At 46.3% G+C, this 18,402-nt stretch carries 17 protein-coding genes; 12 read left to right on the top strand and 5 right to left on the bottom strand.

Annotated features, from left to right (window positions below; genetic code table 11):
* Nucleotides 1-3 precede the first annotated feature (3 nt).
* The 6 genes from cyoB (at nucleotide 4) to BIW15_RS08950 (ending at nucleotide 7,381) form a co-directional block, all read left to right on the top strand.
* Complete coding sequence (cyoB, locus tag BIW15_RS08975; RefSeq protein WP_031429012.1) at nucleotides 4-2,040, top strand: cytochrome o ubiquinol oxidase subunit I; 2,037 nt, start codon at nucleotides 4-6, stop codon at nucleotides 2,038-2,040.
* A complete protein-coding gene (cyoC, locus tag BIW15_RS08970) occupies nucleotides 2,030-2,632 on the top strand; it encodes a cytochrome o ubiquinol oxidase subunit III (RefSeq protein WP_021821510.1) in 603 nt (200 codons plus the stop codon). The genes cyoB and cyoC overlap by 11 nt, the downstream gene beginning before the upstream one ends.
* A complete protein-coding gene (gene cyoD / locus BIW15_RS08965) occupies nucleotides 2,632-2,943 on the top strand; it encodes a cytochrome o ubiquinol oxidase subunit IV (RefSeq protein ID WP_005455698.1) in 312 nt (103 codons plus the stop codon). Before cyoC ends, cyoD begins: the two co-directional genes overlap by 1 nt.
* Nucleotides 2,904-3,818: a heme o synthase gene (gene cyoE, locus BIW15_RS08960; protein ID WP_195183103.1), complete on the top strand. Its 915-nt coding sequence runs from the start codon at nucleotides 2,904-2,906 to the stop codon at nucleotides 3,816-3,818. Before cyoD ends, cyoE begins: the two co-directional genes overlap by 40 nt.
* Nucleotides 3,819-4,390: 572 nt before the next feature.
* Complete coding sequence (locus tag BIW15_RS08955) at nucleotides 4,391-5,494, top strand: NADH:flavin oxidoreductase (RefSeq protein WP_077280874.1); 1,104 nt, start codon at nucleotides 4,391-4,393, stop codon at nucleotides 5,492-5,494.
* 501 nt (nucleotides 5,495-5,995) lie between these two features.
* Nucleotides 5,996-7,381, top strand: a complete 1,386-nt coding sequence (locus BIW15_RS08950; protein WP_077280873.1) for an FAD-binding oxidoreductase — start codon at nucleotides 5,996-5,998, stop codon at nucleotides 7,379-7,381.
* A 125-nt stretch (nucleotides 7,382-7,506) separates the two neighbouring features.
* Here BIW15_RS08950 and BIW15_RS08945 read toward each other — a convergent pair whose 3' ends face one another.
* Nucleotides 7,507-8,397, bottom strand: coding sequence for a LysR family transcriptional regulator (locus BIW15_RS08945; RefSeq protein WP_029799252.1), 891 nt, complete (start codon nucleotides 8,395-8,397; stop codon nucleotides 7,507-7,509).
* A 155-nt stretch (nucleotides 8,398-8,552) separates the two neighbouring features.
* On the opposite strand from BIW15_RS08945, the gene BIW15_RS08940 reads away from it, so the two are divergent.
* From BIW15_RS08940 to BIW15_RS08915, 6 genes are all read left to right on the top strand, one after another.
* Entirely contained in the window at nucleotides 8,553-8,951 is a 399-nt protein-coding gene (locus BIW15_RS08940; protein WP_025539764.1) for a RidA family protein, read from the top strand.
* Between the two features lie 75 nt (nucleotides 8,952-9,026).
* The gene (locus BIW15_RS08935) at nucleotides 9,027-10,487 is read left to right on the top strand and encodes an aldehyde dehydrogenase family protein (RefSeq protein WP_025499708.1); all 1,461 of its coding nucleotides are present in this window, start codon (nucleotides 9,027-9,029) and stop codon (nucleotides 10,485-10,487) included.
* A 69-nt stretch (nucleotides 10,488-10,556) separates the two neighbouring features.
* The gene (locus BIW15_RS08930) at nucleotides 10,557-11,546 is read left to right on the top strand and encodes a membrane dipeptidase (protein ID WP_029799255.1); all 990 of its coding nucleotides are present in this window, start codon (nucleotides 10,557-10,559) and stop codon (nucleotides 11,544-11,546) included.
* A 109-nt stretch (nucleotides 11,547-11,655) separates the two neighbouring features.
* Nucleotides 11,656-13,257: a BCCT family transporter gene (locus BIW15_RS08925; RefSeq protein ID WP_029800756.1), complete on the top strand. Its 1,602-nt coding sequence runs from the start codon at nucleotides 11,656-11,658 to the stop codon at nucleotides 13,255-13,257.
* A gap of 101 nt (nucleotides 13,258-13,358) precedes the next feature.
* A complete protein-coding gene (locus BIW15_RS08920; RefSeq protein ID WP_029798541.1) occupies nucleotides 13,359-15,095 on the top strand; it encodes a hypothetical protein in 1,737 nt (578 codons plus the stop codon).
* A complete protein-coding gene (locus BIW15_RS08915) occupies nucleotides 15,092-15,823 on the top strand; it encodes a DUF3726 domain-containing protein (RefSeq protein ID WP_025767672.1) in 732 nt (243 codons plus the stop codon). The genes BIW15_RS08920 and BIW15_RS08915 overlap by 4 nt, the downstream gene beginning before the upstream one ends.
* Before the next feature lie 255 nt (nucleotides 15,824-16,078).
* Here BIW15_RS08915 and BIW15_RS08910 read toward each other — a convergent pair whose 3' ends face one another.
* The 4 genes from BIW15_RS08910 to BIW15_RS08895 are packed head-to-tail and all read right to left on the bottom strand — an operon-like array spanning nucleotide 16,079 to nucleotide 18,376.
* Nucleotides 16,079-16,723 (bottom strand): GNA1162 family protein, encoded by a 645-nt coding sequence (locus BIW15_RS08910; RefSeq protein WP_029798540.1) that lies wholly within the window; start codon nucleotides 16,721-16,723, stop codon nucleotides 16,079-16,081.
* On the bottom strand, nucleotides 16,723-17,094 hold the full coding sequence (locus BIW15_RS08905; protein ID WP_025499700.1) for a DUF4810 domain-containing protein: 372 nt from the start codon (nucleotides 17,092-17,094) through the stop codon (nucleotides 16,723-16,725). The genes BIW15_RS08910 and BIW15_RS08905 overlap by 1 nt, the downstream gene beginning before the upstream one ends.
* Nucleotides 17,091-17,408 (bottom strand): hypothetical protein, encoded by a 318-nt coding sequence (locus BIW15_RS08900; RefSeq protein ID WP_025499699.1) that lies wholly within the window; start codon nucleotides 17,406-17,408, stop codon nucleotides 17,091-17,093. The genes BIW15_RS08905 and BIW15_RS08900 overlap by 4 nt, the downstream gene beginning before the upstream one ends.
* Nucleotides 17,408-18,376: a CsgG/HfaB family protein gene (locus tag BIW15_RS08895; protein ID WP_025499698.1), complete on the bottom strand. Its 969-nt coding sequence runs from the start codon at nucleotides 18,374-18,376 to the stop codon at nucleotides 17,408-17,410. The genes BIW15_RS08900 and BIW15_RS08895 overlap by 1 nt, the downstream gene beginning before the upstream one ends.
* Nucleotides 18,377-18,402 lie beyond the last annotated feature (26 nt).

Here is an 18,402-nt window from a genome sequence, read left to right as displayed (position 1 = left end):
CACATGTTTGGAAGATTAACTCTGGATTCAATTCCATATCACGAGCCGATCATCATCATCACGCTGGCTATCGTCGCGTTGGTGGGATTAGCGGTGGTGGTTGCCGTAACCAAAGCTGGAAAATGGCAATACCTATGGAATGAATGGTTTACTTCGGTAGACCACAAAAAACTTGGCTTCATGTACATCGCTGTGGCGATGCTGATGCTTGTACGTGGCTTTGCGGACGCAGTGATGATGCGTAGCCAACAGCTACTTTCCTCTGCGGGTGAAGCAGGCTACTTGCCGCCGCATCACTACGACCAAATCTTTACCGCGCACGGCGTGATTATGATTTTCTTCGTTGCGATGCCGCTCGTGATTGGTCTGATGAACATCATCGTACCGCTGCAAATCGGCGCGCGTGACGTGGCTTTCCCGTATCTGAATAACTTAAGTTTCTGGCTGTTTGTAGTTGGTGTGATCCTAACTAACATGTCGCTAGGTTTGGGTGAATTTGGCCGTACCGGTTGGTTGGCGTATCCGCCGCTGTCTGGCATTGAAGCAAGTCCGGGCGTCGGGGTCGACTATTGGATTTGGGCGCTGCAGATATCTGGTGTCGGTACCACGCTAACGGGTGTGAACTTCTTCGCCACCATTTTGCGTATGCGCACGCCGTCAATGCCAATGATGAAGATGCCAGTTTTCACTTGGGCGTCGCTATGTGCCAACATTCTGATCATCATTTCGTTCCCAATTCTGACCGTCACCATCGCACTGCTGACGCTTGACCGTTACTTGGGTATGCACTTCTTTACCAATGATCTTGGCGGCAACGTAATGATGTACGTCAACCTGATTTGGGCATGGGGTCACCCAGAAGTGTACATCTTGGTGCTGCCTATCTTTGGCGTGTTCTCAGAAGTGACGGCAACTTTCTCGCGTAAAAAGCTATTTGGTTACACCTCACTGGTGTGGGCGACGATCGTCATCACCATTCTGGCGTTCGTGGTTTGGCTGCATCACTTCTTTACCATGGGTTCTGGCGCGAACGTGAATGCTTTCTTCGGCATCGCGACGATGATCATTTCCATCCCAACCGGGGTGAAGATCTTCAACTGGCTATTCACCATGTACAAAGGCCGCATTCGCTTTACCACACCGATGATGTGGACAGTAGGCTTCCTAATTACCTTCACCGTTGGTGGTATGACGGGCGTGCTGATGGCAGTACCGGGTGCGGATTTCGTTCTGCATAACTCTGTATTCCTAATCGCACACTTCCATAACGTGATTATCGGTGGTGTGGTGTTCGGCTGTTTTGCGGCGATCACGTACTGGTTCCCGAAAGCGACCGGTTTCACCATGAATGAAACTTGGGGCAAACGCGCATTCTATCTGTGGATTGTCGGTTTCTTGATGGCGTTCCTGCCGCTTTACGCGTTGGGCTTTATGGGTATGACCCGTCGTCTGAGCCAAGACATCAACCCGGAATACTTCCCGCTATTGGCTGTTGCGGCGGCGGGCACGGTTGTGATCGCTCTGGGCGTATTGTCTCAGTTCATCCAAATCTACGTGAGTATTCGTGATCGCGAGCAAAACCGTGATCTAACGGGTGACCCGTGGGGCGGCCGTACATTGGAATGGGCAACGTCTTCACCTCCGCCGTTCTACAACTTTGCTCATCTGCCAAAAGGCGATGTATTGGACGCGTTCTGGTACCAGAAACAAAGTGGTGAGTTCGATCCAATGAAAGAAGTGGAATACGAACGTATCCATATGCCGAAGAACACGGCAACGGGTATTTATGTCTCGGCTTGGGCGCTGGTCTTTGGCTTTGCGATGATCTGGTACATCTGGTGGCTAGCGGCAGCAAGTTTGGTGGGTATCGTTGTGACGTGTATTCAACACAGTTACAACGATGACGTGGATTACTACGTTGAAGTGGAAGAGATCAAGGCGATCGAGGCCGCTCGCCGAGCTCAGCTAGATGAAGTGAAGAAAGGAACCGTGAAAGACAACGAAAACAGCGAAGATCTGGAGGTGACCTATGCAAACTAATGTCGCAGCTCATCATGACCATGATCACCACCATGACACGAATGGCAACAAGCTGTTTGGTTTCTGGGTTTACCTGATGAGTGACTGCGTATTGTTTGCGACTTTGTTCGCGACATACGCGGTGCTGTCTAGCAACTCAATTGCTGGTCCTACAGGTAAAGAGATTTTCGAACTGCCGTTCGTGTTTGTCGAAACCATGTTGCTGCTATTTAGTAGTATCACCTTCGGTTTTGGCATTATCGCTATGAAGCGTAATGACGTGGCGGGTCTAAAGCGTTGGATGCTAGTGACGTTTGCGCTAGGTCTTGGCTTTATCTGCATGGAAGTCTACGAGTTCCATCACCTGATTAAAGAAGGCTATGGCCCACAAACCAGTGCGTTCCTATCGGCATTCTTTACGCTGGTTGGCACGCACGGCCTGCATGTGACCTTTGGTCTGATTTGGTTGGCGGTGGCTTATCACCAGCTTTCTACTAAAGGTTTGAACGACAACATGGCGATGCGTTTCAACTGCTTGAGCCTGTTCTGGCACTTCCTAGACATTGTTTGGATTTGTGTCTTTACCATCGTTTACTTAATGGGGGTGATGTAATGGGCCAACATGTTGAAACCAGCTCGTCGGATTACGTAAAAGGCTTCGTTGCGTCGCTGATCTTAACGGTGATTCCGTTCTACTTCGTCTGGGCGCAAACCTTGCCAGCGAGCACCACCTACGTTGTGATGTTTACTTGTGCTTTGGTGCAGATCTTTGTGCACTTCAAGTACTTCCTACACATGGAAGCGAAAACGTCAGACGGGCGTTGGAACTTGGTGTCATTGATGTTTACCGCCATTGTTGTGTTGATCCTGATCGCCGGTTCGATCTGGATTATTTACAACATGAACGTCAACATGAAGTTGTAGGCACGGGTATGCTGAAAAGTTATTTGTCTATCACCAAACCGGGCATTATTTTCGGCAACCTGATCTCAGTTGCGGCGGGGTTCTTCCTCGCCGCAAAATCAGAACCTGCAAGCCTGACGTTGTTTCTGACAACCTTGGCTGGCGTGGGACTGGTGATTGCTTCAGGTTGTGTGGTGAACAATATTTTTGACCGCGATATCGACCAAAAGATGGCGCGGACACAAAATCGTGAGACCGTAAAAGGGAATATCAATATTGATGTCGCCTTTGTCTATGCCTTGGCGATGTTACTGGTGGGAACGGCGCTGTTGTTCCAATTAGTTAATCCGCTTTCGGCGGTCGTGGTGCTACTCGGTTACGTCTACTACGTGTTCTTCTACACTATGTGGTACAAGCGCAACTCAGTATACGGCACTCTTGTTGGCAGTATCTCTGGCGCCGTGCCACCATTAGTGGGCTACTTGGCGGTGACCAACTTCATCAGCTTAGAAGCGATTTTGCTGTTTACCATGTTCTGCTTATGGCAGATGCCGCACTCCTATGCGATTGCGATGTTCCGTATGCAAGACTATCGAGAAGCGGGGATTCCGGTTTTACCCGTTAAAGAGGGTATTCATAAAGCGCACCGACACATGAAAGCGTATGTGGTGGCGTTTGGTGCAGTATCGCTGGGATTATTTTTACTTGGTGAAGCCGGGTATGAATACTTAGCGGTTGCGGCTGTCGTTTGCTTTATGTGGACGAAAGTGACCTTTCGCAGTATTGACGACAGTAACTACGTCGCGTGGTCAAAATCAGTATTTAAAGTCTCGCTGCTGGTGGTGATGGGGATAAGTGGTGTGCTTGGCGTCGAGTTGATACCTCTTGCTCTTTAGCTTCAGGCTAATCTCTTTAGATAAAATCAAAGCTTACCTCCCTGCAAATACAAGAATGGTCTTACTTTACAGTAAGGCCATTTTACTTTTATGAGTTTTTCGCGTTACAGGCCTTTTGGTACCCCCTCCAGTTTTGCCATCACGTATTCATATCTAGCCATGATAAAAAAGTAAAAACGACCAGTGTGTAGAACATAGTGGAACGAACGACTTCATCAGACGTGTGATAATACCAGCACATAGCAACATTCAACTTTGCGACGAGAAGGTTTTATATGAATTACAGGTCAGTGAAGTTTTAAAGTTGCGGGGTACTAATAAGAGTCAGACAGATGTTTAATTTCATTGGGATGAGTTCCTTGAACGTCATCCACTTTAGAAGCAGTAATCCCACCAAACCTTAACCCAGATTAAAGTTTTGTCCTCCCCGAAACAGTAAGGTGCGCCTTGTTGATGTTAAGTCTCAAGGATTCAGAGAAGGAACAGCCATGCATTATGTATCGCTGTTCCTTTTTCGTTCTTGTTGATTTACAAACGCGTCAAACAATAAAAACGAATTAAGAGGACTGGTTTTGAGTATTTTGTTTTCCGAAGCCCGCATTGGCAGCATGACCCTAAAGAACCGCTTTGTGCGTAGCGCAACGTGGGAAAATATGGCGACGGAAGATGGCCACATGACGGCAAAGCTTTACGATATTTACGAAGAGCTTGCTAAAGGTGAAGTCGGGTTAATCGTCACAGGTTACGCCAATATCGTTGAAGAAGAAAAGCCCAACGCAGGGATGATGGGTATTTACAATGACTCTTTCATCGGAGAATACAAAAAACTCACAGAACTGGTTCATCAGTACGATTCTAAAATTGTGATGCAAATTGCTTATGGCGGTACTAAAACCACCTATAACGTCGGTGAGCGCGTGATCTTTGCTCCGAGTGATGTGCCTGAGCGCGGCACGAATACTCAAGGCAAAGCGATGACGAAGGATGAAATCGACTACATCGTAAAAGCATTTGCATTAGCGAGTAAACGAGCTCAAGACGCCGGTTTTGACGGTGTCGAGATTCATGCAGCGCACACTTACTTAATCAACCAGTTTTTAAGCCCGCACTACAATCGACGCGAAGACGAATACGGAGGCAGCTTAGAAAATCGTATGCGTTTGCTTTTGGAAATCTATTCTGAGACCAGAACGTTGGTGGGGGATGCGTTTCCAATTCTTGTGAAGCTAACCGCGACTGAATTCTTTGACGGCGGTTTAACATTCGATGAAACACGCATCGTGTGTAAGAAACTCGAAGAAGTGGGCGTTGATGCGATCATCGTCTCCGGCAACATTCACGGCAAAGCAAACGAACTTGTTGGTGAAAGATTCGATGGTTACACACTGCAAGAAGAAGGCTATTTTCACGAATACGGGCAAGTGATCAGTCAAGATATTCATATCCCCGTGATTACGGTTGGCGGGTTACGCGATATTGATGCGATCGAGAACATTGCTGACAATACCAACATCCAGTTTTTTGCTGTTTCACGTCCTCTACTCGCTGAGCCACAGTTGATTAAACGTTGGAAAGAAGGCAATCGCGCACCAGTAGACTGTGAACGTTGCTCTAAATGCCGAACTAAGCGCGGCAACTTCTGTGTGGTTTATAAGAACCGAAACCGCCGCAGTTAGTGAGTTTACATAACCAATGAAGAAGCCTCCTCATATCTAAGGAGGCTTTGTTTTTATGGCCGTCTTACCGTAAACACTCGACAGCTGAGTTTGGTTTGGCTTTTCTCATCAACTAAGTCCTATCGATTTTTTAATTCCATCCCATTGATAAAAAATGGGAATAATATTAATCGTCAAAAATGTCAATAATAAGACAGTGTTTCATAGATGAAACTCAATGGCGTTCTAAACTTTAAGCGTTTTTATTTCAAACTAGGCACAAGGGTAAGGTAAAGGATCTGCAATATTGAACGCTCAATGGATTGCCGATTCTGCACTTTAGGTTTCCAAGCTTGTGCCGGAAGTGAATGATGACGCTCGAATGCGGTTTGTGTTGATGCGTGTGTTGTTTACTAGAAAATGGCTACTAAAACGTCACGTTTAACAGTGAGGAAGCTTGTACAAGCTCGTAGTTGCATCACTTTTTACAAGCGCTCATGTAAAACGTGAGAGGCAACTAATATGAAGAGTTTAGAAAACACAACCATTGAACATTTCAAAAGTCACTTTCAAGGTGACGTCGTTTTACCTACCGATTCTAATTACGATGAAGTTCGCCAAATCTGGAATGGCATGATTGATCGCAAGCCGAGTTTGATTGCTCGCTGTAAGTCGACAGATGACGTTGTGATGTCGGTTAACTTTGCGCGAGACAATGGTCAGCTACTTTCTGTACGAGGTGGGGGACACAATATTGCGGGCAACGCTGTCTGTGATAATGGGGTCATGATCGACCTGTCGCTCCTTACCCAAGTCCGAGTTGATGAAAATGCCAAGAGAGCGTTTGTTGAGCCGGGCTGTACCTTGGGCGACTTAGACGAAGCCACTCAAAAACACGGGTTAGCGACCCCGGTAGGAATTAACTCTACCACTGGTATTGCTGGTCTTACTTTAGGTGGTGGTTTTGGTTGGTTGAGCCGTAAATACGGTATGACGATAGATAACTTAGTCTCTGCAAACGTTGTTACTGCCGACGGACACCAATTGCTTGCCAGTGAAACAGAAAACGAGGATCTTTTCTGGGCGCTGCGCGGAGGCGGTGGTAATTTTGGCATCGTTACGCAGTTTGAATTCCAATTGCATCCCGTAGGCCCTGAAGTACTGAGTGGTTTGATTGTCTTCCCGTTTGAACAAGCCAAATCGATCATCACGCAGTTTGCAAAATTCACCGAATCTGCGCCAGAAGAGTTAAGTGTGTGGATGGTGAGTCGTAAAGCACCGCCACTCCCATTCTTACCTGAAAGCGTTCACGGTAAAGAAGTTGTCGTACTGGCGATATGTTATGCAGGCGACCCATCCGAGGGTGAAAAGCTAATTGAACCACTCAGAGATTTTGGTGACGCACATGGTGAGCATGTTGGCGTACAACCATTTGCTGCATGGCAACAAGCGTTTGATCCCTTACTCACTCCGGGCGCACGTAACTATTGGAAATCGCATAACTTTAACTCGCTAAGCGAAGGTATCATTGATGCGGCGATAGAATACGCAGGGAAGTTACCATCGCCTCAATGCGAGATTTTTATCGCTTCTCTTGGCTGCGCGGCATCTAGACCAGAACCTGAATCTATGGCTTATTCTAGCCGTGACGCTAATTACGTATTAAATGTGCACGGAAGATGGGACTCCGCAGAAGATGACCAAGCTTGTATCGCGTGGGCGAGAGACTTTTTTGCCAAAACCAAACCGTATGCCAGTGGCGGTGCGTATATCAACTTCCTTACACAAGACGAAGCTGAACGTACAGAGTCTGCCTATGGCCCAACCTTTGCGCGCTTACAACAAATCAAGAAGAAATACGACCCAACCAATCTGTTCAAAATGAATCAGAACATCAAGCCAGACTGAGTGCTATAGGAACGGAGTGATTTTTAAATGACGGAATTTTTCTCCTAATATCAACTCACAGTTTATATCGACTAATCGTGGCTCCAAAAATCTGATGGAGCCACTGTTAGTTAAGAACCTTCGAACTACGTGTCTTCATCTTGATAGTTTAGATAACGTACACACAAATCATGAAATGCTTTAGCTTGAGGCGAGATCGTGCGATCGGTTAACGTAAATATACCAATTTGCCTTTCAAGCGGTGGATCGATAAGAGGGATCCAAACCAAGCGTGTTTCATTGGTTGGGAAAGCGAGTTTAGGTAAAGTGGTGACGCCAATGCCAAGTTCTAAGACAGAAAACAGCGAAGTGATATTCTCGACCGAATAGAGCGCTTGCTCACTCAGTGCTCTGGCTGGGGTTGGAGCGAGAAGCGTACAGGTACCATTACGAATAAAAGGTTGTTCGAGCAAAGTTTGCCACTCGATTCCCTCTGTTTGATTGGCAATCAAGTTATCTTTTAAACACACCACACCAATGGGGTCGCACAACAGCGGCGTAAAGTCAATGCCGCCTTCATCAAGGTGAGAGGGGTTACCGAGCGCCAAGTCGACTTCACCGGAGAGTAGGCGAGCCTCGACGCCCGCCGCGTTATCATCGATCAAGCTCACTTCTACATTTGGATACTGTTCACAAAAGGCACCCAACACACTCGGGATGAGCTTTGCTGCCACAGAAGGAACGCTCGCAATTCGCACTCTCCCTTGCTGTCCGGCTGCGGCAGCTTTGAGATCGTTGTCCAGCGCACTGTAGATATTGAGAAACTGAACCACTTTGGGCAAACAAATCTCACCAAAGGGTGTTAATTTGGTTTTGTTGCCGGGTTCAAACAGCGTTTGTCCTAGCATTTTTTCTAGCTCTTTTATCGAAGTGGAGAGCGCAGCCTGAGATCGATTTGCACGATGTGAAGCAGCTCGAAACCCACCTTCCTCGACTACCATCACAAAATGCATTAATTGTTGAAGTTTAATACTCATCCCTAATGCCTCTTAATCCCTTTATTTACGTTATTCTCAATGAGGTGATAAGTTTTATTTATCAAATGTAAAAAAATTACCGTTAGATTTATCACCTGTCAATGTGCATCATTTAACTATATTGAAACAAAGCTGTTACAAGGGTTAAAAGGCACGTGAATACTTCTACTAAAAAACATCCAGTAAAAACCAGTCTGTTTGCTTCTAAAGCGCCCCTCGAATGGGCAATTGTTAACAATGGAACTCTGTATACAGCACAAATTCCTATTGATGATACAGGCGCGGTTGTTGAAGGTGGCATCGAAGCACAAACACGCCAAACCTTTAACAATCTCATTCACACTCTGGAGTGTGCCGGGGAGTCTTTGGACTCGGTGTTGCAGGTCCTGATTTACGTGACCGACAGAGAATACTTAAAAACCGTTAACCAAGTGTACACGGAATATTTTGAAGCGCCGTACCCAAATCGCGCCGCCATGGTGGTTGCAGGGTTAGCACGAGAAGAAATGTTGGTGGAGTTTGTCGTCTACGCGTCGGCAAGCCAACCCGAATAAAACCACAACAAGAATAATTAGAGATCAGTGAGCTGATGGCTTGCCATCACAAATCGGAAGAACAAGGAAAGAACCATGACTTTTATTAACAATGTTCAAGCAGAAAAATCCCTCTACATAGCTGGTGAATGGCAATCGGGCATGGACACCATCGCCAATATTAACCCTTCTGATATCAGCGAAAACATTGGTGATTTCGCACAAGCGAGTGTGTCGCAAGTAGAGCAAGCGATTCAAGCGGCTAAATCAGCGCAGCCAGAGTGGGAAAAAACACCAATTGAGCGTAAACAAGCAGTATTGCAAGCAATTGGTGATGAGCTAATCGCACGATGTGACGAATTGGGCACCTTGCTTTCGCGTGAAGAAGGTAAGCCATTTGCGGAAGGTCGAGGTGAGATTTACCGTGCTGGCCAATTCTTCCAATACTTTGCTGCTGAGGTACTGCGTCAAATTGGCGATAACGCTGCTTCCGTCCGTCCAGGTGTCTCCGTTGAAGTTACTCGCGAAGCCGTCGGCGTTATCGCCATTATCTCTCCTTGGAACTTCCCAACGGCAACAGCGGCTTGGAAAATTGCTCCAGCGCTCGCATTTGGTAACAGCGTCGTCTGGAAGCCTGCCAACCTAACTCCAGCAAGTGCCGTTGCACTGACTGAGATTATCCATCGCCAAGGTTTACCTGCTGGCACGTTTAACCTCGTTTTGGGTAGCGGTTCGCAAGTAGGTAATACCCTCATCAATTCGAAAGATGTGAACGGCGTGAGCTTCACTGGCTCTGTGGACACAGGCCGTAAAGTCGCCGCGGCAACGGCACCAAACTTTGTGCGTTGTCAGCTAGAAATGGGCAGTAAAAACGCGCTCGTGGTGGCAGATGATGCAGACATTCAAATTGCTGTCGAAGCAACAATCGCGGGCTCATTCTCCGGTGCTGGTCAAAAATGTACGGCGTCTTCTCGTCTTGTTGTTATGGACGGAATTCACGACGCGTATGTTGAAGCGCTAATCAAACGCATGAGTGAGCTCAAAGTTGGTCACGCACTGGAAGATGGCGTGTTCATGGGCCCAGTGGTTGATGGTAACCAATTGAATGCGAACTTTGAGTGGATTGAAAAAGCGCGCCGAGCAGGGGCTGAGTTGGCTTTCGGTGGTGAGCGTTTAAATCTAGAGCATGACGGTTACTACATGTCACCAACGCTTTTCTTGAACACACAAAATAGCTGGGAAGTGAACCAAGAAGAAGTCTTTGCACCAATGGCCAGCGTGATTCGCGTCTCTGATCTAGACGAAGCGATTGCAGTGGTGAACGATACGCGCTTTGGCCTCACAGGCGGCATTATCACGCAAAGCCTGCGCAACAGCGCGATCTTTAAGCAGCAAGCCCAAACAGGCTGCGTGATGGTTAACTTGCCGACCGCGGGCACGGATTATCACGTTCCATTTGGTGGCCGCAAAGAGTCAAGCTTTGGTCCTCGTGAGCAAGGTCAGTACGCCAAAGAGTTTTACACCGTAGTGAAAACCGCTTATCAGCGTCCTTATTAAGGAGAGGTGGGTAGTTGATGGTGTCAGCTACCCACTCTGAAAGGCTAAGAAATTTTTTAAGGAGTGGTTATGTACCAACAACGGATTGTGATTGACGGATTGCAGTACTGCAATTGGGAGCGAGAGTACTTCCAAACGCTTAAGGCGAGTGGCATTACTGCCGTTCATGCCACCATCGTTTACCACGAAAATGCACGTGAAACCTTAACGCGTTTTGCTGAGTGGAACCTACGCTTCGAGCAAAATGCCGATCTCATCATGCCGATTTATTCAATGGCAGATGTAGAAAAAGCCAAAGCAGAAGGTAAAGTCGGTATCTTTTTCGGCGCGCAGAATTGCTCACCGATCGATGATGAAATTGGTCTGATTGAAGTGATGCGCCGCCAAGGTCTGTTGATCATGCAACTGACGTACAACAACCAAAGCTTGCTGGCGACAGGTTGTTACGAACAAAACGATTCCGGTGTAACTCGCTTTGGTAAGCAAGCGATTGAAGAGATGAACCGAGTCGGGATGATCATTGATATGTCCCACAGTGCGGAACGCTCAACACTTGAAGCCATCGACCTTTCTTCGCGTCCAATTTGTATCAGCCACGCCAACCCGACGTTTGCGCATGACGCACTGCGTAATAAATCCAATACGGTGATTAAAGCGCTGACTGAACGCGGTGGTTTGATTGGATTTAGCTTATACCCGTTCCATTTACCAAATGGCAGCCAATGCTCCTTGGATGATTTCTGCCAGATGGTAGCGAAAACCGCTGACATGTTTGGCGTCGACCATTTAGGCATCGGTAGCGATCTGTGTTTAAACCAACCGCAACAGGTATTGGAATGGATGCGCAACGGCCGTTGGTCAAAAGCGATGGACTACGGTGAAGGTTCAGCAAGCAACTCGGGCTGGCCAGATGCGCTGCCATGGTTCTGCGGCAGTGCAGGAATGGAGAACATCTACAACGGATTAATGCGTCACGGATTTAGTGAATCTGAGGCAGGAAAAATATTGGGTGAAAACTGGTTCCACTTCCTCAAAGAAGGATTAGAGCCTATTTCATAGCATTCCCCAAATTAGGAATCGCCTGTCAAAATAACAACAATACTGCAGGCGTAAAACTCACATTTGTGGCCAGTCTTTGACAGCTGCAAAGAACCTCTGGAGCCAGAGTATGTCTGATTTAACCAATAGCATGAAAGCTTCCACGATGAGCGTGTCATCGGGCAAGTCAAAAGCAAAATACAACACATCAATTGCGGAAAAGACGACGGATAAATTAGGGCTGAATAACCCTGCGTTTTGGTATAGCGGTGGCTTTATCGCGCTGTTCGTTGCTATCGCTCTTTATGATGGTGAACTGTTATCAACGCTCGTTAACGCCGGATTTGGCTGGGCAGTGCTAGTGTTTGGTCCTTATTGGCAGTTACTACTTCTTCTCACTTTTCTTATTGGTCTTGGGTTAGCAGCAGGGCGAACAGGCAAGGTGAAGTTGGGTGGAATGGCAAAGCCAGAAATGGACTCTTTCCGTTGGATGGCAATTATATTCTGCACCTTACTTGCTGGTGGTGGTGTTTTCTGGGCTGCGGCTGAGCCTATCGCTCACTATGTTAGCCCGCCACCTTTGTATGGTGCGCAAGATAACCCGCAACAAGGAGCGGTAAATGCGTTGTCGCAATCTTTTATGCACTGGGGCTTCTTGGCTTGGGCGATTGTGGGCAGCTTAACTTCAATTGTGGTGATGCACTTGCATTATGACAAAGGCTTACCATTGAAGCCGCGTATTTTGCTTTACCCAGTATTGGGTGAGCGAGCGCTTAAAGGGCAAGTCGGGGCGTTGATTGATGCGTGCTGCATAATCGCCGTGGCGGCTGGCACCATAGGGCCAATCGGGTTTCTGGGGTTGCAGGTTAGCTACGCGTTAAATGCTCTATTTGAGATTCCTGATGGCTTTACTACTCAGCTTATTATCATTTTGTTTGCGATTGCGCTCTACACCCTGTCGGCTCTTAGTGGCTTAAACCGAGGCATGCAACTACTCAGCCGTTACAACGTAATTCTGGCTATGGCGTTGATGGTTTACATCCTGTTTTTTGGCCCTACGAACTTTATCTTTAACGGATACATTCAAGGGGTAGGAACTATGTTGGACAACTTCATCCCGATGGCGACGTACCGAGGTGATGAAGGTTGGTTAAGTTGGTGGACGGTGTTTTTCTGGGGCTGGTTCCTTGGTTACGGGCCAATGATGGCAATCTTCATTGCTCGAATCTCTCGTGGTCGCACTATCCGCCAAGTTATTTCAACAATCAGTATTGTGGCTCCGCTAACAACATGCTTTTGGTTCACAATTGTTGGTGGTTCTGGTCTTGCATTTGAAATTGCAGACCCAGGTAGTGTGAGTACGGCGTTTGAAGGCTTCAACCTACCAGGAGCTTTGCTTGCAGTTACTCAGCAACTGCCAATGCCGATGTTGACTTCGATCCTATTTCTGATTCTAACCACGATCTTCATTGTGACGACGGGCGATTCTATGACATACACCATCAGTGTCGTGATAAGTGGTGAAACGGAGCCAAACGCGATCATTCGTACCTTTTGGGGGGTAATGATGGGTGTCACGGCACTGATTCTGATTTCTCTTGGGTCTGGTGGAATCTCTGCCCTGCAATCTTTCATTGTGATAACCGCGGTTCCGGTGTCGCTGATTTTGTTGCCATCACTTTGGAATGCGCCACAAATCGCAATCAATATGGCGAAAGAGCAAGGGTTATAACGATTCGCTAATTTAAACAACGTGGAGCTTGTGCGGCTGTCTTCCTCCTGCATCCGTACAAACCCTAGTATTCTTACAATAACAAATAGGTGGTGAGCAAAATGGATGCACATCGTTCTACTTATACGGAAGCAACTATGCGCGACGCAGAAATTGTCATGGCAGCTGAAAGGCTTGGCGCAATGCACCAAAATCGAATCAGCTTTGTTCGTAGTTTGATTCGCAATATGGCAAGTCAAAACTGGCAAGTAACCAAACATGATTGGCAACTTTGCCCTCGTGGTTATGGTCACGTGATTTATAAATTGGCCACGCCAGCACACGTTTATCATTTGGTGGTTTTTTGTGATGAAATTGCCGACGATGAACGGAATGACCGCGTAATAGCTGAAAAGTGGGACGTCACTTTCGCACTGGTCCAAGGCGATGTTGATGTTACTTTGTTAGAAAGGCTAAGAGCGAATGTACCGCTGCAAGAAGCGGGGCGTAATCCGAATAACGTGCTTGTTCTTGCTCGTGCAAACAAAAGTGTGCGTGTGTTTGAGCACATCGTTAACGCACTTTCTAAAGGAAAGCAGCCCGAGCCTAAAGAGTTGGCGGAAGTGGGGTATATCCTGCGAACCACAGCCGTGTATGGCAATGGAAAATTTGGTATCGCCGATTTCAAACTGATCGAGAACAACCCTGATTTCAGCCAGTCTTTTAGCGCGCAAATGTGTGCGGTGTATATGCTGCGTGAGTTCAGTTTGGATTGGGTGCATTTTCTGGCGCTTCAGAAAGGTGGTGAAAACGCGGTTGCCTTACATCGTGGTTTGCAGCGCTACCTTGGTGTAGGTAATGCAACTGGCTTAGGCATGGCTCCATACTTGATTAACCACCCGTGCATCGTTGACCAATGGATGACTTCTCGCGAGCGTGCAGTAGCGCGAGTCTTTGCCATGCCGTGTGAAGCTTCATTCCATGCTCCATTGCAAGGATTACTGCAAAAAGCACAGCGCCATCTAGAGCAAGTCATCACCATCAATGAACATCAAGACAGGCTCAATCATCAAGCGATAGCAGACATCAAACAACTGCTATCGGAGCTAACAACGTTAATGGCATCACATCCGAACTGGGCGAGTTTGGTCGAGCATAAGAAAACAATGAGTGTGGAAGCCCAAGAAATCCTCACCTCTTGCTTGATCGAACTCTATCCATCTTTGGTGGATGAATTTGCTAGCCAAATGAATACGGATGAAACGCTATCGATTCCGGGCGGGAAAAAGATCCAAGATTTACTTGAGGTGTTGCAAAGCAAATACCGCTGGGCGATTGATGCAGATTACTCACTAGCCGAGAACAACTACTGGTTCTGGTATCGTTCACAAGACAAAGAAGAGCCAAGGCTTGGTGTTCGTGGGGAGGAAGCAGGAGAAGAAAAAGAACTGCCGCTTGATATCGGCAGGCAAGTGAATCGCTTGTACCAGGCCTTGCTTGGTTGTGATGAAGAAATGTCCGTAGCGGAGTTTCTATTGCAAAAACCGGCTTATCGTTCGATCACACGTCGCGTATGGACGTTAGGCAACCGTGCGATGGGGGATATTCAAATGAATGTGCTGCGTAAAGATGCGTTACCAATGCACTTACTGCGCTGTAAGTTGGCGATCTTTGGTGCGACTAAGTTTGATCCGCGCTCGGACCGTTGGGTTCGAGTAACTTTCTTCCAAGGTGCGCCGTTGTTAGATGAAATTCACGCCCCTAAACTGGCAGACACATGGATTTTCCCTAGCATGCCGCCGCGTGACGAAATTGCGCAAAGTGACAATCAAAAAATCAACGGAGGATTTGCATTATGATCGTCTCTCACAACGAATTGGTGGCCGCGGTTAATAAGGCATTTCTTGGGATGCGCCGTCACTGTGGTGAGGCGGATGTCATTGCGAACATGGTGGCGGACTTGCAAATGGTTGGCTTACATGGAGTTCGCCACTTTAATAACGCCAGTCTGTTTCTTGGGTTAGATTCAGACTGCGCCGTATCGGTGACCAACAGCACACCGTCAAGCATAGAGGTAGAACTGCACAACGGGAGTGTAGCGTGTCATTTACCCGCTGTGTTGGATTTCGCGCTCGAGAAAATGATCAACCGTAAGTCGATTACCATTACGTTGAAACAGTGTCATAACCGTTGGCTGGGTTTCAGTGAGTTGTTGAAGCTCTCTGCGAAAGGCATCGCGTGTCGCGCACAATGGGTCAATGGCTCTAGTCCCAAGCGAACGCTTTATGTGTTAAACCGCGGACGAATCGCACCAGAAGTCTTTTTCTCGGATCAGTTTGATGGGCATGATACGGATTTGCATAGTATGGTTATCGAGCTCTCCGTGAACGATTTCGATATCGAGAAAAGTGCACAAGGGTATACCACCCACATTGAAGGTGATGAGTTAAGCCGCACGCAACAAGCTTCTTGGCAAAATGGTATCTTTGTCGAAGACCAAGAATGGGAAACACTGAAACAAACCGCAACCGCGTTGCTGGTAGAGAATAGTGAGCGTTCTATGCTCGGTGCTGGTGGTGTGGTTTAAGCTATGAAAGGCGATGATTCCAAGTAGAAGTGATGAAGGCTGCTGTAAAGCGGCCTTTTTTGTGCGCGAAGTTTGGTCACTTCTGAAGTTCAAAGGCTATGATTATTGTTAAATAACAAACGAAGCAATCTTTTAAACTTGCAGAACCAACAAAAGGTGAAGCGAGTCTTCTTCTAAAATGATAGGAAAAGGTTTTCCTTAGAGTTTGAAAGCGCTGATTGCTACAGTCAGCGCTTATAGTTTTACATCAGTTTTTTATTTAGTTTGTTTGTGTAAATATGGACCATTTGGCAAATAGGTTGCTTTATCTGTGTAAAATACTTGGTAGTTAGCCATTCGAGTTAGTGGCATGTAATCAGGAGCTGCACGTTGAATTGCCGCGGTAATGACTGCACCGATCAAATCCGCGATTGCATTACCAGAAGAACTATTCTGAGGAGTGTACTCCATCTTTTTAGCTGCTTCCCAAATAGTGTTTCCTTCACGGTCTTTAAACGTATATGTGAACTCTACTTCTGTAGTACTTGATATAAGAACATATTTTGTATCCCACTGTTCAATCGTCACGTATAAAAATACATCAGCACCGAACATATCAGCGAGTTTATTTGTTGGAAGTGCTTGGACTTCTGCAGGCTCATATAAGCCCTCGTACTCAAGAATGGTTTTTACAGTATTTGATGGGTACACATAATAACCTTTCTCAGCCAACATCACTGGAAGAGAACTATATACAGCCAAAGGAGCATCAACATCAACGCTCTTATTCACGACAGGAAGTATCAGGATTGATTTAGGATTGATTTCCTCAAAGCCAGTTTGTCTTTCAATTTGTGTCGTTTGGCATGCAGACAAAAGCGAGATACACGTAATTAAAAATAGCGTTTTAATCATGTTCATTAATTCTGTGCCTCTTTTTCATTGTCTAGTCTTTCTAGGTTTTGAATAAGCGCACTCATTAAAGGAGCACTTTCAGGCCAAGTTTCCGCTTCTTTTTTATAGAAAGCGATCGCTTTGGAAGTATTTCCAGATTTGAGATTAAACGTGCCTACCTCGGCATAAAGGCCTGGTGCTGGCTTTTGACCACTTTCTTCTAATTCGACTAGATGTGTCTCCAATACAATAGGAAACTCTTTTGCTTCAATTGGATCGTAGTAGTATTCGTATAGTCCCTCATCGTAGCCACCCCAATCATATAGAGTGTTTGTTGTTTGACACCCGAACAGAAGAATAGACGCAGAAATTGCGGTAATAGTTTTTAAAAACTTCATTTGACTATTACCTCTCTCGTGACGCCATCGCTTACATATATTTTTTGTGATGAGATTAAAGCGCCATCTTGGTAAAACTCAATGACGTGAGTGCCAGGGAGGACACGAAGAGCTTTCTTTCCTGCGGTGTATTGTTTAATGGATCCATTATCCAACCCATCAATGACAACGGTGTAGTCGGAACCGCCTTCTGCTGAAACTGAAAAAGTGAGTTGTGGTCGATTATCTACAGTTTTACTTTCTGTCGTTGGCATTTGAACGCATCCAGCAGCGAAAAACAGAGCAAGAGTCGGGATTATTAGTCTAGTTTTCATTATTTCTGTTCCACAACATTGAGTTTGTTGGTATCAAGGTTTGAAATTGAACCTGAGCTTACTACGGTGACGGCACCTTCGTTTGTTGCAGTATCACCAAAAGTCTGAACAACTTTGATTTCAGCAACTTTTTTCCCTGGTAAGGTGATGTCGAAACCAGTTTGTTTTGATTTGATCTGTTTGCCTTTTATTTCAATGTCAAAAATCATACCCGGCTTAATGCCTTGTGACTTTCCGCCACTGATGTAAATTGTGTCATCCTCAACAGAAAGAATATCTGTCATCCACGGTCTGGTTTGGATTTCTATAGTTAACTTATTGATTGCGTCAGCAATTGCATTTGAAATTGCCGAATCATTCAAAGTTCCGTCATAAGAAGATTTAGACCCAAACCCTGCTACGGATGCGGACTCAGAACTAGACTCCCCCGCACCAGATAAAGAGTGATACACAAGTCCGGTCTTACTATCTACGAGTCGCAAGTCGACTTTTGCAAAAGCTACTTGCTTTTTAGTTGACGATAAAAAGCCACGTTCACCTTCGGTCTTGCGTCCAAACTCTGTTAGTGAGCCAATGATCAGTGTGTCCACACCTACGATATTTAATTCTTCACCCGTAAGTTTTGCTTCGTCCTTTAGGCGATCAATATCTGGCCTTTCAAATACCATGTACTGACCTGATTCTGTAAGAGCTTTGGACAACATGTCAGTCACTTGCTTACCTAACACATCGCCTTTGTCATCTCGCAGTAGACTCTTTCCATAAATAGTCTCATTAGTTATTCGACCCAAGGCTACTTTACGTTTTAGGACTGGTGATTGGTTAAGGTTTGCAATGGCTTCTTTTTGGGCTTTGAGCTGCTCAGCTTGCGAGTGAGCACCCTCTGCGGGTTTAGTTTGTGGGCTTTGAGTAGCACAACCACTTATTAGGGCAGTGCTTATTGCAACTGCTACTATTCGTGATCTCATTTTCCTTTCCTATTTTATTTGTATTT

It is taken from the genome of Vibrio sp. SALL6 (genome assembly GCF_002002385.1).
In the GTDB taxonomy this organism is placed as follows: domain Bacteria; phylum Pseudomonadota; class Gammaproteobacteria; order Enterobacterales; family Vibrionaceae; genus Vibrio; species Vibrio parahaemolyticus.
This window is presented reverse-complemented; position numbering and strand designations above follow the sequence as displayed.

Bases quoted from the DNA above. Each gene is read 5' to 3' on its own strand.
- cyoB (WP_031429012.1), top strand. From the start codon at position 4: ATGTTTGGAAGATTAACTCTGGATTCAATTCCATATCACGAGCCGATC.
- cyoC (WP_021821510.1), top strand. From the start codon at position 2,030: ATGCAAACTAATGTCGCAGCTCATCATGACCATGATCACCACCATGAC.
- cyoD (WP_005455698.1), top strand. From the start codon at position 2,632: ATGGGCCAACATGTTGAAACCAGCTCGTCGGATTACGTAAAAGGCTTC.
- BIW15_RS08950 (WP_077280873.1), top strand. From the start codon at position 5,996: ATGAAGAGTTTAGAAAACACAACCATTGAACATTTCAAAAGTCACTTT.
- BIW15_RS08945 (WP_029799252.1), bottom strand. From the start codon at position 8,397: ATGAGTATTAAACTTCAACAATTAATGCATTTTGTGATGGTAGTCGAG.
- BIW15_RS08935 (WP_025499708.1), top strand. From the start codon at position 9,027: ATGACTTTTATTAACAATGTTCAAGCAGAAAAATCCCTCTACATAGCT.
- BIW15_RS08930 (WP_029799255.1), top strand. From the start codon at position 10,557: ATGTACCAACAACGGATTGTGATTGACGGATTGCAGTACTGCAATTGG.
- BIW15_RS08925 (WP_029800756.1), top strand. From the start codon at position 11,656: ATGTCTGATTTAACCAATAGCATGAAAGCTTCCACGATGAGCGTGTCA.
- BIW15_RS08920 (WP_029798541.1), top strand. From the start codon at position 13,359: ATGGATGCACATCGTTCTACTTATACGGAAGCAACTATGCGCGACGCA.
- BIW15_RS08915 (WP_025767672.1), top strand. From the start codon at position 15,092: ATGATCGTCTCTCACAACGAATTGGTGGCCGCGGTTAATAAGGCATTT.
- BIW15_RS08910 (WP_029798540.1), bottom strand. From the start codon at position 16,723: ATGAACATGATTAAAACGCTATTTTTAATTACGTGTATCTCGCTTTTG.
- BIW15_RS08905 (WP_025499700.1), bottom strand. From the start codon at position 17,094: ATGAAGTTTTTAAAAACTATTACCGCAATTTCTGCGTCTATTCTTCTG.
- BIW15_RS08900 (WP_025499699.1), bottom strand. From the start codon at position 17,408: ATGAAAACTAGACTAATAATCCCGACTCTTGCTCTGTTTTTCGCTGCT.
- BIW15_RS08895 (WP_025499698.1), bottom strand. From the start codon at position 18,376: ATGAGATCACGAATAGTAGCAGTTGCAATAAGCACTGCCCTAATAAGT.